Genomic DNA, 13021 nt, shown 5'->3' on the forward strand with positions numbered 1-13021 from the left:
CTAGGCGCTGAGGATCAGCTTGCGTTTGCCCGGGTAGCTCACGCCACCGTTGAGGTTGTTCAGGGTACCGGCGCCAATGGTCATGTTGCCCGTGGCCTGCAGGGTGGCGGCTTTGTTGGTGAGCACATTGGCCTGTCCCATGGCATGGCGGTTGGCGTCCAGGCTGCCGCCGACCGCCATGTCACCCAGGCTCAGGATGAGCGCGCCGTCTTGATCGGTCAGTGTGTCCGTTGCGATGTCCAGGCGCTCCCGCGCTGCGAGGGTGCCGGTGACGGCGATGGCGGTCTGCCCTGTGCCCGTCTGTACGATCTGGCCCGCGTTCGTGTTCTGGATGTTGGACGCATGGAGGTCCAGTTGGCCCGCGCTCAGCTCCCCGGCATCGTTGACCAGCGACTGGCTTGTGGAGGTGTTCGCTGTGACGCTGAGGGTGCCCATCGTCGTCACCGTCGCATGGCTGGTCGTCACATCGCCGCTGGCGGCGGTCAGGGCGATGTTGGCGCCGCTGGTCTTGCTGCCCGACAGATCGGTGCTGGCACCTTGAGCCGCGATGTTCCCGGCGGCCAGTACAGTCCCTGCCGCCTGGAGCGAACCCGTCGTGGTGATCGTCAGATCGCCAGCAGATCCCAGCGTGCCGTCCGCCTTGATGCCTGCGCCCAGCACGCCGTTGGAATTGCCGGTCAGGCTTCCCGCACTGACGGTGGTATTGCCGCCCGCGGTCACGCTCCCATCGTTGGTGAGCGCGCTTGCCACGGTGACGGTGCTGTCGCGCTCGGCGCGCAGCGTGCCGGTGTTGGCGAGGCTGCCGGCCTGAACGGACAGGTCAGTACCTGCACCGATGCTGCCCTTGTCGTTCAGGAGCTGATGGGTGACGACGAGCTGCGTCGTGCCACTGCTGGATTGCACCGAACCTTGCGTATTGTTCAGCGCACCTGCCGCCACGGTCACAGTGGTGTTGCCGAGCAGCTTGCCCGAGGTGTTGTCCAGGGCGCCTGAGACGGTGGCGTTCAGCGCTCCGACGGCCGAGACGGTGCCGTTGCTGTTGTCCGCGGCGCCGCCGACAGTGACATCCACCGCGCTATCGCTCGCCAGCGTGCCGCCCTGGTTGTTCAGGTCACCGGTGGTCACGATGGCAATGCTGCCCGCACTCAGACTGCCGCCGGTGTTGTTCAGCGTGCCGACGTTCGCGGTGAAGGTGTTGCTCACATTGAGCGTGCCGCCCGCGTTGCTGAACGAGGGGCCGCTCAGCGCCATGCTCGCGACGTTGAGCGTGCCACCGTCGTTGTTGACGTTCGGGGTCTGCAGGGCGATGTCGCCACCGGCGTAGAGCTTGCCGCCGTCATTGAGGATGCTGCCTGCAGCGGTGAGCGAGCCAGGGGAGACGACTGCGGGTGTCGTTGTGCTACCGCCGGTGCTGCCACCCGTGGTCGTTCCAGAAGTGCCCCCGGATGCGCCCGAACTTTCCGAAGCTCCGCTGCCCGATGAAGTGCTCCCCGAGCCACTACTGCCCGAGCTGCCACTTCCTGACGCCGCAACCGGTTCTGCGCCGATAAAACCTGCGTTCGTGTTGCTGAGGTTCGGTCCCGTGACTGTGAGGGCGGCTGCGCTGGTCTGGCGGATAGTGCCGCCGCGGTTGTCAATGTTGCCCGCTGCGCTGCTCAATTCGACCCGCTGGCCTTCCAGCGTGCCGCCGGTGCCACCGATCTGGTTTGCGAGGTCACTTTGAGTAGCGACCGCCAGGCTTGCTCCACTCTGGATCGTTCCGCTGTTCGCCAGGCCGGCCACGCGGATGTCGGCGTCGGAGGATGTCTGGATGAGCCCGCTGTTCTCCAGCACGCCGTCCGCCGAGAGCGTCAGCTTGCCAGCGCCCGCCAGGGTGTAGGAGCCTGTGGAGGTCTGGATGGTGCCGGTGTTCCTCGCACCGACGCCTTGTTCGTTGACGATGAGCGCGATGTGGTTTGAATACATCCCGCCCAACTGGGCGACGTCGATCGCATAGGAGGGCGCACTTCCATTTCCCGCGATGGGCGTGATGCCGCTCAGGTCGGCAGCGACCTGGTTCGCGCCTGCGACCACGGTGAGATCGGTGGCGTGGAGTGCGCCGCTGAGTTCGAAGGCCCTTGAAAGAATGGACAGCGATTCGGTGCTGCTCGCATCCAGGCCCGAGCCGGAGATGCCGATCGTTCCACCACGCACGACGTAGCTGTCCAGACTGCCCGACGCGCCGTACTGTGGTGTACCAGTGGTCAGCGTCGCACGATTGACGTTGATGAAGCCGCCGCCGTCGACCTGAATGCCTGAGGGATTGGCGATGACCACTTCGGAGCGTGGGCCGGCCACTTCAACGAACCCGCGCAGATAGCTCGGGTTGGCGCTGTTGACCTCGTTGACGATGACGCGGGCCGAGCCGGCGGACATCCAAGGATTGCCCTGCACGAATCCGCCGAGCTGGGTCTGGACGTTCGTTCTGCTGTTATTCAGAATGACGCCATTGCTATTGACGTCGAATTGCCGGTAGACGTTTCGTGACACACCTGCGGCGCTTGGAGTCTGTATGTTCACCAAGGGAACACCGTTGGGAGCCACCAAGACTGTGGGTCGTTGACTGCCCGGTGCCTTCGGATCAGCCACGATCTGGGCATGCAAGGGAGCGCTCATCAGCGCGCCCGCAATCGCAGCCACGTTGACAACGGCACCGGTGCTGCCGCTGGTGGCTTTGCCGGCGCTCTTGGCCGTCTCCTGAACCACCATTCGAACACCGCGTGCGGCGTTGAAGATGACGCGGTGGAAATTCTTGTTCATGGCGTTGCCTCCCTGTGCTCGTTCAGAAGCTGTAGTTGAAATTGACCCCGCCGGTCACCTTGGCCGTGCGGTAGCCCTCGGGCTTGGAGATCGGCGCCCCAACGAAGAGGTCGTAGTTCAGCCCCTTGAAGGCGCCTCTCAAGCCGACGGCGCCACCGGCGAGATGGCGTCCCAGCAGGTACTGCGTGGATGGCCCACCGACCTCGCCGTAGTCGACCCCGGCATAGAGCTCCGCGCCGCTTTGCCCCAGTGCGATGCCCAGGTCGTTGCGAAGGATCCAACCGCGTTCGCCCATGAGACTGGTCTCGCCGTCGAAACCGCGCACTGTGTAGCGTCCACCAATGGAGAACCGGTCCTGCGGCGTGAGCGGGGTGCGGTTCCATTGCGTGCGCCACAGCGCCGTGTAGCGCAGCTTCTGCGAGCCGAGCTGGAAGGGCGCATTGAGGTTCACGTCGGCCGTGTAGAGCTTCAGACGGGAGGTCCCTTCGCCGAAGAACTCTTCGGGTGCCGGCAATGCCCCGAATGCACCAGTGCCACGTCGGTAGGCCAGCGTTCCGTCCAGGGTGGCATCGCCGATGAACTCGCGGTGGTTGAGGCTCGCTTCCCATCCGCCCACAACACGCCGCTGCACTTCAACTTCGGTGTCGTCGATGAAATTGTTCGACGCACGCCGGAAGCCTCGGATCGCCACCGTCGTCTTGCGGCGCTGGTCGCGGTAGATCAGGCGGGAGAGCTTGACCTCGGCATTTCGGGTCTCTCCGGCGTAGACGTAGTTCTCGCTGAGGCCGGCGACGGACTGGTGATACCGGCTCTGGCTGCCATTGAAGCCAAGGAGCCAGTATCCGAATGGGACGGAGTAGTGAACCGTCTGCCCGCTGGTGCCCTGACCCTCGTGATTGAAGGCATCGTGGTTCAGGCTGACGTAGGCCAGGTCGTTCAGGCCGAGCGGGCCATCCCAGGCCACGGTCAGTCCCGTCTGCGTCTTGCCGGTGGCTTCGGTGCCCGTGTCGTCCAGGCTTAGCGTCGTGCGCAGCGGAACCTTCTGGCTGTACTTGACGACCAGGTCGCTGTCGCCGGGGCGTGCGCCTGGCGCCTTGGACGGCTCGATCTGGATGTCGGCCTCGACCGTCGGCAGGCGCTTGAGGTTCTCCAGGCCCTGCTCGATGTCGCGCAGGTTGAGCAGATCACCTGGCTTGATGGGGATCGCATTGCGCAGAGTCGTCGGCAGGACCGACGCATCGGCGAACCGGACCGATGGAACTCGCCCGGGGATCAACGTCAGCGTAAGAACTTTGTTACTAAGGTCTTGCCGACCAGCAAGCACACGTGTGGTGGTGTAACCCCTATCCACAATGGCCTGCTGCACACGTGTAACCACGGTGTTGATGCCTTCGGCCCCTAGGCAACGCCCGAGCGGCGAGTCCTTGCCGGCATCGCCGCCGGCAGCAGCAAGGCTCCAATCGAAGTCATCTGAAAGTTCGCCGTCCAGCCTCAGCCGGTCCACGACAAAGCAGGGGTTCTCCGAGGCGGAAAGGAGGGCAACGGCTGGTTTCGCATCGGCGGGGATGCGGGCATCCACGCTGCGCTCCTGCTGTTCACGCAGGGCGCGCTCGCGCTCCTGTTGGCGCTGCTCCTCAACGAAGGGTTGTGGCGCTGAAACGGACTGCGCGTGAGCCGAGAACGAAAAGCACAGTGCGCCGAGCACTGCCAGGCACAACCTGGCGTCCCGATACAGCGCATCTCCACCAAATATGAATTTATTGTTGCTTGAATACACAAATGCAAACTCAGGTTGTTATTTTCGTGGATAATAAGAAAGCATTTGGTGGATGCTGGTAATCCTATTTTCTGGTGCGGCATTTTAGCGCATGGCGTGAAAGGCCTCGCGCGCGGCTTGTCGTGCGTTGGAAATCCACGAGGACTCGCAGACCTTCACAACTTTCGTCGGTTCTGGCGCGTCAGCAGTTCGAGTTGGCCTTCAGCGGGGCTGAGCGTCTGATGTCGAGGAACGAACGCGCCAGAACGAGCGCATGTGGTTCACGGCCCGGCCTGGACCGGCGCGCAAAACGCGCAAGAGAACCGCTATTCCCGTCGACACAGATGTCTGGACCGATCCGTAAGCAAGACGCGATGTACGGCGTCACCGAGCACGCGATCAAGTGGATCGTCAATCTCAAGCGCGGTGGCAAGGCCATTGCCAGGACGTTCGCCTTCAGCACCCATGGCGGGCGCGAGGTGGCCTTGACGCAAGCCCGGGCTTGGCGCGATGAGCAGATCCATCGGCATCCACAACCGGAGCGCCGCGAGCTTGCCCCAGCGCATCAAGCGAAACAACATCAGCGGTGTGCCCGGCGTGCTCTGCCAGTGCTGGCCCGATATCGACGTCTTCGGCGGCAAGTGCTGAGGCATCAGGTGCGATGCGGAGAGGCTGGCCACACCGCCCTTGGCGTGCAAGAGATCACTCAATGATCCGATCCGTGGCCAAATCGGGCCGGATGCCGGTCTCTCAAGACCTCTCCGGGTGAACACCAGGCGCCGCGCAAGCGTGGTGAAGTTCAGCCGCCCTTGAGCAGCGCCTGCAGGCGTGGGCTGGTGGTCGTGTACTGCAGCGGCACCGCCTTGCCCGGGAACACGTATGCGGTGGCACCCCACGCTGCCAGGGTGGCTTCGTGAAAGCCGCAGAGGATCAGCTTGCGTTTGCCCGGGTAGGTGTTGATGTCGCCGACGGCGAACACGCCGGGCAGCTGGGTTTCGAACTTCCCGGTGTCGACCGGGATCTGCTTGCGTTCGAGTGCGAGCCCCCAGTCGGCGATCGGGCCGAGCCGGGGCGAGATGCCGTTGCAGACGACAAGGGCGTCGAGCGCCAGCGTCAGGGTCGTGCCCTCCGGCGTCGACACCGTCAGCTGGCTGCCGTCGAAGGCCGTGGGCTGGCCGATCCGCAATTGCAGCGTGCCCGCTGCCACCTGGGTGCGCAGCGCCTCGACCTTGGCCTCGTCCGCCTGGAACACGTCGCGCCGGTGCAGCAGCGTGACTTCGGCGGCATGGCCTGTCAGCGCGAGCGCGGTGTCGAGCGCCGCGTCGTCGCCGCCGTTCACCACCACGGCCTGGCCGTGGAAGCGGTCGAGCGCTCCGGGGTGATAGAACAGGCGGTCGCCTTCGAGCGCGTCGATGCCGTCAAGGGTCAGCCGTCGCGGCACGAAGGCACCGACGCCGGCAGCGATGAACACGGTGCGGGCGATGAATTGCGCGCCACGCGTGGTGCCCAGTGCCCAGCGACCATCGTCGCGTTGCACGAGCGTCGCGATCTGCTGGCCAAGGTGGAAATGCGGCTTGAATGGCGCCAGCTGCTGCAGCAGCGATGCCACCAGTCCGCGCCCGGTGGTCGCGGGCACGCCGGGAATGTCGTAGATGGGCTTGTCGCCGTACAGCTCGACGCATTGGCCGCCCGCATGGGGCAGGGCGTCGACGATGTGGCTGGAAATTTCGAGCAGGCCCAGCTGGAAGGCCTGGAACAGCCCCACCGGACCGGCGCCGATGATCAGCGCGTCGGTCTGGATGGGGGCGTCAGCGCCTGGGGTCAGCGCACCAGCTCCGACAGCTTGCCGGTCTTGTCCTTCCACTCTTCATGGTCGGGCAGGGCGGGCTTGCGCTTGGTGATGCTCTTCCAGCCGTCGGCCAGCGCCAGTTCGGCGTTGAGCTTGATGAACACCAGCTGATCGGCCGGCAGGTCCTCTTCGGCGTAGATCGCGTTGACCGGGCACTCGGGAATGCACACGGCGCAGTCGATGCATTCGTCCGGATCGATCACCAGCATGTTGGGGCCTTCGCGGAAGCAGTCCACGGGACACACGTCGACGCAATCGGTGTATTTGCAGCGGATGCAGGAATCGGAGACGACGTGGGTCATTTTCTTGGGGCCGGGATGCGCGGGCGCAGAGTGAATCGAAGAGAGGAAACCCTGTATTTTAGGGCTTCAGGCGGCGGGGCGCACGAGCACGGCCGCCGAGGTCTTGTGCGATGCCGTGTCGACCAGCACCAGCGAGCCCAGCGTGCGCGATTGCGCAAAGGGCAGGACGGCCAGCGGCTGTTGCAGCGCAAGCACCACGTCGCCAATCGAATTGGCTTCGAGCTGGGTCGCAGGCTCCGAAGCCAGCGTCGTGATGTTGACCCGGTCGACGATGCGCGCGACCTTGGCTTTCACCCAGCGGTGGCCTTGCAGCGCCCAGTAAATCCGGCCTGGCACCAGCGGTTCGTCGTCGAGCCATGCAACCGTGGCCGTGATCTCCCGCACGGGCTCGAAGGCGTCGGGGGCCAGCAGCCAGTCGCCGCGCGACACGTCCAGTTCGCGGTCGAGCACGATGCCGGCGCTGTGGCCCGCATGCACGGCCATCGGCTCGCGCACATGGTTCAGTACCTGCGCCACCGTCGCGGTCTTTCCGCTGGGCATCACGGCGATGGTCTGGCCCGGTGCGACCTGGCCCGCCGCGACGCGGCCCCAGAACACGCGGCGGCCCTGAGACGTGTCCGACGAGGACGAGAACTTCTCGACCCACTGCACGGGAAAGGCGAAGGGCACAGCCTCGTCCTGCGCGGTCACGGGCAGTTGTTCGAGCAGCTCGAGCAGGCTCGGGCCTTCGTAGCCGCACCAGTCGGCATGGCGCGTGACTACGTTCCAGCCCTTGAGGGCGGACAGCGGCACGATGGCCGCGACCTGGACGCCCGCGGCTCCGGCAAAGTCGTGCAGCGCTGTCGAGATGCGCTCGAAGGCGAGCGCCGCGTTGTCGATGGCGTCGAGCTTGTTCACGGCGAACACGATCGACTGCACGCGCAGCAGACTGCATAGCAGCGTGTGGCGGCGCGTCTGTGCGAGCAGTTCGCGGCGAACCACTTCGCCGTCGCCGACTTCGGCAGCCCAAGGCAGTTTGGTCGCGTCGACGAGCACCACGGCCGCATCGGCGCTGGAAGCGGCCGTGACCATGTTGCGCGTGTACTGTTCATGCCCTGGTGCATCGCCGATGATGAACTTGCGCTGCGCGGTGGCGAAGTAGCGGTAGGCCACGTCGATCGTGATGCCCTGTTCGCGCTCGGCCGACAGGCCGTCGGTCAACAGCGCCAGGTCGGTTTCACCGCCGCGCTGCACACCCGCGAGCTGGTCTTGCAGCACCGTCTTGCTGTCGACCAGCAGGCGGCCGATGAGCGTGCTCTTGCCGTCGTCGACCGAGCCGCAGGTGATGAAGCGCAGGGCAGCGCCGGTGTCGGCGGCAACGTTGGATTCGAGGGTGGTGGAGGTCATCAGAAGTACCCGTCTTTCTTGCGCTTCTCCATCGAAGCTTCAGAGGTCATGTCGTCCATGCGCGTGGCACCACGCTCGCTCACGTCGACCGTGAGCGTTTCGATGACCACGTCGCCGGCATCAGCGGCCAGGCTCTCGACCGGGCAGGTGGTGGTGATGTCGCCCACGGTGCGAAAGCGCACGTCACGCACCTGAATCTGCTCGCCGTCGCGTGCCGGCGTGAGTGGCGACACCGGCACCAGCAGGCCGCGGCGCTCGACCACTTCGCGCTTGTGGGTGTAGTAGATCGAAGGCAGTGCGATGTGCTCGCGCTCGATGTACTGCCACACGTCCAGTTCGGTCCAGTTGGAAATCGGGAACACGCGGAAATGCTCGCCCGGCGCCAGGCGCGTGTTGAACAGCGTCCAGAGTTCGGGACGCTGGTCCTTGGGTTGCCATTGGCCGAAGGCATCGCGGTGCGAAAAAATGCGTTCCTTGGCACGCGCCTTTTCCTCGTCGCGGCGGGCGCCACCGATTAGCGCATCGAAGCGGAACTCCTCGATGGCTTCGAGCAGGGTGACCGACTGATGCGCATTGCGTGACTCGCCGGCATGCGCCAGGCGCACGGTGCCGCGCGCCATGGAGTCTTCGACGCTGCGCACGATGAGTTCCGCGCCCAGTTCTTTCGCGCGCAGGTCGCGGAAGTCGGTGACCTCGGGGAAGTTGTGCCCCGTGTCGATCATCAGCAGCGGGTAGGGGATGCGGCCGGTACCAAAGGCCTTTTCAGCGCACTTGAGCAGCACCAGCGAGTCCTTGCCGCCGGAGAACAGCAGGGTCGGGCGCTCGAAGGCGGCAGCGACCTCGCGCAGGATGAAGATGGCTTCTTCCTCCAGGGCGTCGAGGTGGGTGTTGGAGAGGCGCGCGGGGGAGTGCATGTCGGGCAGCAGGCGTTCGGCTTCGGTTCGAGCGTTCATCGGAGGGCGTTGGAGTGGTGTCGGACGTCAGTGCGCAATGTGCAGGCCGCACTCGCGGTTGTCTTCGCCCTTGGTCGGGTCCACGTAGTCGAAGTTGTTGGGCAGGCCGTGGGTCTGGCAGTACGCGTGCAGGTCCTTGGACGACCAGTGCAGCAGCGGCGCCACCTTGATCAGGCCGTCCGGGTTGATGCTGACCGGCTCCATCTGCGCGCGTACGGCCGTGTCGGTCGCCCGCAATGCGGTGAACCAGACCTTCGGTGCCGTCTCGCGCAGCGCCCGGGCAAAGGGCTCCAGCTTGACCTCTTCGGTGAACGCGGCGTGGCGCGGGTCGTCCAGCGCCGGTGTCGGCCCTTCGACGGCTTCGCGATGCGCACGCGAGCGGCGCGGCAGGTAGATGTGCAGGTTCAGGCCGAGTTGCCGGGTCACCTCGTCGGCGAAGCGGTAGGTGGCCTCGGTGTTGTAGCCGTTGTCCATCCACACGACGGGCACGTCGGGCTTCGCCCGCGCGACCATGTGCAGGATCACCGCCTCGAAAGGGCGGAAATTGGTGGTGACGATCGGGGTCTGGCCCAGGCCGATGGCCCAGTCCACCAGGCCCTGCGCATTGCGGCCGAGTTCGGCGTTGACGTGTTCGAGGTCGATGCTCATGTGGCGAAAGATTTCGGTGTGGAACTGAACTTTAGGCAGGTGCCTTATGAATGCAAACGATCTTTTAGTTCGCGCTTTATTCGGATAAGCAAATGCACCAGTGTTCATGCGGCTTGCGGGGCGATTTCCACGCCAATCCGGATAAGGCTGGTGCGGCCGTTGAAACGGTAGACTGCCTGTACCTGCCGCATTGGCGGTGCGGGAAGACAAGGAGATTGCATGGCCAACCGGTCTTACCTTTACAGCCTGAGCAACCGGCCGACCTCATACGACGATCGGCCTGAGACGATTGCGGGCCTCTCGGAATGGGCCTACGACGTGCCCTTCATCTACCGGCTCCTGATGTCGGCCGATCCGCAGTTGTGCGCGTCGCTCGTGGCCGATGGCCTGGACCACGACGAAGAAAGCGACAAGGAAACCCGTTTGTATGCGATCAGCAGCCCGTTCGCACCGGGCCTGGAGCGGGTCACGCGCTTCGCCGAGATACTGAAGATTCTTGCGGTGTCTGCGCCGCCCGTTCAGCCAGCGCCGCCAGAGCCACCTGCATCCATCGTGGGGCGTTTCAAGCAGATCTTTTCGAACGCCCCTTCGCGCGCCGCAACGCCTGCCCCCGCGTCCGCCGACTCATCCGCAGCGATGGCGTATTTCCCTGCCTGGCTGGACGAAGCCGTCGCTTTCCTGGAGGCGCATCGCGACGAGTTCCTGCTGCTCGAAACCATTGAGCTCGACACCATGACGGAAGGCGAGGAGGACGGCCTGCGTCAATGCGTCGAGGCTGAAATCGAAACCTGCCGCCAGGTCGGCGCTGCCTTCGACGCGTTGCCGGCCGACCTCCACGAGGCGGCGCAGTTGCTGAGGCTGGCGGCTGCCGAGGAAGCTGCGCCGCCGCTCGACGCCTTCTTCGGTTTGCGCTTCGACGACGACTGCGACAGCACGCGAACCGGTGCGACCGACAAGCCCCTGGGGCTCACGAACTGGTCCGAGGTGCTCTACTTCGGCTTGTTCAACCGCGCCGAGTTCGAGGCCCACGAAGCCAAGAACTGACGCGGCGTCGTCCTCAAGCGCCGGTGGATGCCGCGAAATGCGGCTCGGCCTTCACGGCATCGCCCTGGTAGAACGCGGCGAAGCGGTCGAACTGGCGCTGGGCCGCCGAGGCGTCGACGCCTTCGCGCAGCACGGCGCTGGTGAAGCCCATGCGCTGCATCTGCACCAGCTGGTCGATCAGCACGTCGCCCGTGGCGCGGATCTCGCCCGTGAAACCCATGCGCCGGCGCAGCAGGAAGGCCTGGCTGTAGGCCCGGCCATCGGTGAACTTCGGGAAGTGCAGGTCGATGCGCTCGATGTCCTGCAGGCACACTTCGATGGCGAGCGGGTCGGCGTCGTTCGCCAGCTGCAGTACCTTGGGGTTGCCGTCGTCGACATGGTCTTCGGCGGCGATCAGTTGCAGGGTCTTGTTCATTCGGAAATCTCCGCGCTACGCGCTGCGATATTCGCTTTGGGAGCGGCCCGGCGGCTCATGCTGCCACCTCTTCAGCCTTGAATCGCGCACCGTTGGCGGCGGCCTTGAACGGGTCGGGCCCGACCCGGCGCAGCGTGTCGATGAAGGTCTCCCGCTTGCCGTCGATGACCTGGCGCGTGTCGCGGTAGGTCGTGAGCACAGCCTCGATCACCTCAGGCACCTCGGCGCCGGTGAAGGACGGGCCGACGGCCTTGCCGGCCAGCGGCGCACCGCTCAGGTCGGAGCCGTCCGAGCCGCCGAGCGACACCTGGTACCACTCCTTGCCGTCCTTGTCGACGCCGAGGATGCCGATGTGGCCGCTGTGGTGGTGGCCGCAGCTGTTAATGCAGCCGCTGATGTGCAGATCGATTTCGCCCAGGTCGTCGAGTTCATCGAGGTCCTGATAGCGCTCGGTGATCGCCTCCGCGATGGGAATCGAGCGGGCGTTCGCCAGGTCGCAGAAGTCGCCGCCGGGGCAGGCGATCATGTCGGTGAGCAGGCGCACGTTGGCGCTCGCGAAGCCGGCCTCGCGCGCGGCCAGCCACAGCGCATGCAGGTCTTCGGCGTGTACCCAGGGCAGCAGCAGGTTCTGGTCGTGCGTGACGCGGGCCTCGCCGGCGCTGAAGCGGTCGGCCAGGTGGGCGGCCGTGTCGAGCTGGTCGGCCGACGCGTCGCCGGGCGCCTGCTTCAGGCGCTTGAACGACAGCGTGACGGCGCGCAGCGCGGGGTTCTGGTGCGGCGCCACGTTGCGCGCCAGCCAGCGCGCGAACATCACGTCGTCGGCCGCGTGCTGGCGCAGCGCGGCCTCGGTCTGCTCGGCGCTCTGCAGCACGCGGGTGGCGAGCGCGGGCGGCACGAAGGACGCGGCCACGCGGTCGAACTCGGCCTGCGTGATGGTGTGCGGCGCGCCGTCGTGCTCGATGATCTGCTTGTATTCGGCCTCGACGTCGTCGATGTAGCGCTGGCCCTCGGCCTTCACCAGGATCTTGATGCGGGCCTTGTAGATGTTGTCGCGGCGGCCGTAGCGGTTGTAGACCCGCACCACGGCTTCCAGGTAATTCATGATCTGGTTCCACGGCAGGAACTCGCGCAGCACCGTGCCGATGATCGGCGTGCGGCCCATGCCGCCGCCCACCTGCACGCGGAAGCCGAGCTCGCCGGCCTCGTTCTTGATCAGGTGCAGCCCCACGTCGTGCCAGCCCGTGGCGGCGCGGTCTTCGGCGGCGCCGGTGATCGCGATCTTGAACTTGCGTGGCAGGAAGGCGAATTCGGGGTGCAGCGTGCTCCACTGCCGCATGATCTCGGCGAAGGGGCGCGGGTCGGCGATCTCGTCGTGCGCAACGCCGGCACGCTCGTCGCTGGTGATGTTGCGGATGCAGTTGCCGCTGGTCTGGATGCCGTGCATGTCGACCGTGGCGAGCAGGTCCATCACGTCGGCGCTCTTGGCCAGCGGAATCCAGTTGAACTGGACGTTCTGGCGCGTGGTGAAGTGGCCGTAGTGCGTGGGCAGGTGCTTGGTGCCCAGCAGGCCCTGCTTCTCGGTCGCGCGGCGGTAGACCTCGGCTTCGGGTTCGTCGTACTCGCGGGCAATGCGGGCGAGCACGCGCAGCTGGCGGCTCGACAGTTCACCGTAGGGCACGGCCACGCGCAGCATGGGGGCGTAGCGCTGCACATACCAGCCGTTCTGCAGGCGCAGCGGCTTGAATTCGTCTTCGGCAAGCGTGCCGGCCTGCCAGCGTTCGAGCTGGTCGCGAAATTGCGCGGCACGTTGGCGCACGAACTGACGGTCGAAATCTGTGTATTGGTACATCGTGTGTCTGGCGAGAAAGC

The 13021-nt window shown here is 65.5% G+C and carries 11 protein-coding genes; 1 reads left to right on the plus strand and 10 read right to left on the minus strand.

Annotated elements, in window-relative coordinates; translation table 11 throughout:
* The 8 genes from J2W36_RS05085 to J2W36_RS05120 form a co-directional block, all read right to left on the minus strand.
* On the minus strand, positions 1-2799 hold the full coding sequence (locus tag J2W36_RS05085; protein ID WP_307688594.1) for a two-partner secretion domain-containing protein: 2799 nt from the start codon (positions 2797-2799) through the stop codon (positions 1-3).
* A 22-nt stretch (positions 2800-2821) separates the two neighbouring features.
* Positions 2822-4504 carry a ShlB/FhaC/HecB family hemolysin secretion/activation protein gene (locus J2W36_RS05090; RefSeq protein WP_307688823.1) on the minus strand — a complete coding sequence of 561 codons (1683 nt, stop codon included), beginning with the start codon at positions 4502-4504 and terminating at the stop codon, positions 2822-2824.
* Between the two features lie 377 nt (positions 4505-4881).
* Positions 4882-5265 carry a hypothetical protein gene (locus J2W36_RS05095; RefSeq protein ID WP_307688595.1) on the minus strand — a complete coding sequence of 128 codons (384 nt, stop codon included), beginning with the start codon at positions 5263-5265 and terminating at the stop codon, positions 4882-4884.
* An 89-nt stretch (positions 5266-5354) separates the two neighbouring features.
* Positions 5355-6419: an NAD(P)/FAD-dependent oxidoreductase gene (locus J2W36_RS05100; RefSeq protein ID WP_307688596.1), complete on the minus strand. Its 1065-nt coding sequence runs from the start codon at positions 6417-6419 to the stop codon at positions 5355-5357.
* On the minus strand, positions 6377-6706 hold the full coding sequence (gene fdxA / locus J2W36_RS05105) for a ferredoxin FdxA (protein WP_307688597.1): 330 nt from the start codon (positions 6704-6706) through the stop codon (positions 6377-6379). Before fdxA ends, J2W36_RS05100 begins: the two co-directional genes overlap by 43 nt.
* 66 nt (positions 6707-6772) lie before the next feature.
* A complete protein-coding gene (locus tag J2W36_RS05110; protein WP_307688598.1) occupies positions 6773-8092 on the minus strand; it encodes a sulfate adenylyltransferase subunit 1 in 1320 nt (439 codons plus the stop codon).
* Positions 8092-9045 carry a sulfate adenylyltransferase subunit CysD gene (gene cysD, locus J2W36_RS05115; RefSeq protein WP_307688599.1) on the minus strand — a complete coding sequence of 318 codons (954 nt, stop codon included), beginning with the start codon at positions 9043-9045 and terminating at the stop codon, positions 8092-8094. The genes J2W36_RS05110 and cysD overlap by 1 nt, the downstream gene beginning before the upstream one ends.
* Positions 9046-9072: 27 nt before the next feature.
* The gene (locus J2W36_RS05120) at positions 9073-9693 is read right to left on the minus strand and encodes a phosphoadenosine phosphosulfate reductase domain-containing protein (RefSeq protein ID WP_307688600.1); all 621 of its coding nucleotides are present in this window, start codon (positions 9691-9693) and stop codon (positions 9073-9075) included.
* A gap of 219 nt (positions 9694-9912) precedes the next feature.
* Here J2W36_RS05120 and J2W36_RS05125 point away from each other — a divergent pair, with 219 nt between their 5' ends.
* Positions 9913-10737, plus strand: coding sequence for a DUF7822 domain-containing protein (locus J2W36_RS05125; protein WP_307688601.1), 825 nt, complete (start codon positions 9913-9915; stop codon positions 10735-10737).
* A 13-nt stretch (positions 10738-10750) separates the two neighbouring features.
* On the opposite strand, the gene J2W36_RS05130 is transcribed toward J2W36_RS05125, so the two are convergent.
* Together J2W36_RS05130 and J2W36_RS05135 are read right to left on the minus strand one after the other, a co-directional pair.
* Positions 10751-11152 carry a DUF934 domain-containing protein gene (locus tag J2W36_RS05130; protein ID WP_307688602.1) on the minus strand — a complete coding sequence of 134 codons (402 nt, stop codon included), beginning with the start codon at positions 11150-11152 and terminating at the stop codon, positions 10751-10753.
* A 55-nt stretch (positions 11153-11207) separates the two neighbouring features.
* A complete protein-coding gene (locus tag J2W36_RS05135; protein WP_307688603.1) occupies positions 11208-13001 on the minus strand; it encodes a nitrite/sulfite reductase in 1794 nt (597 codons plus the stop codon).
* Positions 13002-13021 lie beyond the last annotated feature (20 nt).

This window comes from Variovorax ginsengisoli (assembly GCF_030811835.1).
GTDB lineage: Bacteria > Pseudomonadota > Gammaproteobacteria > Burkholderiales > Burkholderiaceae_C > Variovorax > Variovorax ginsengisoli_C.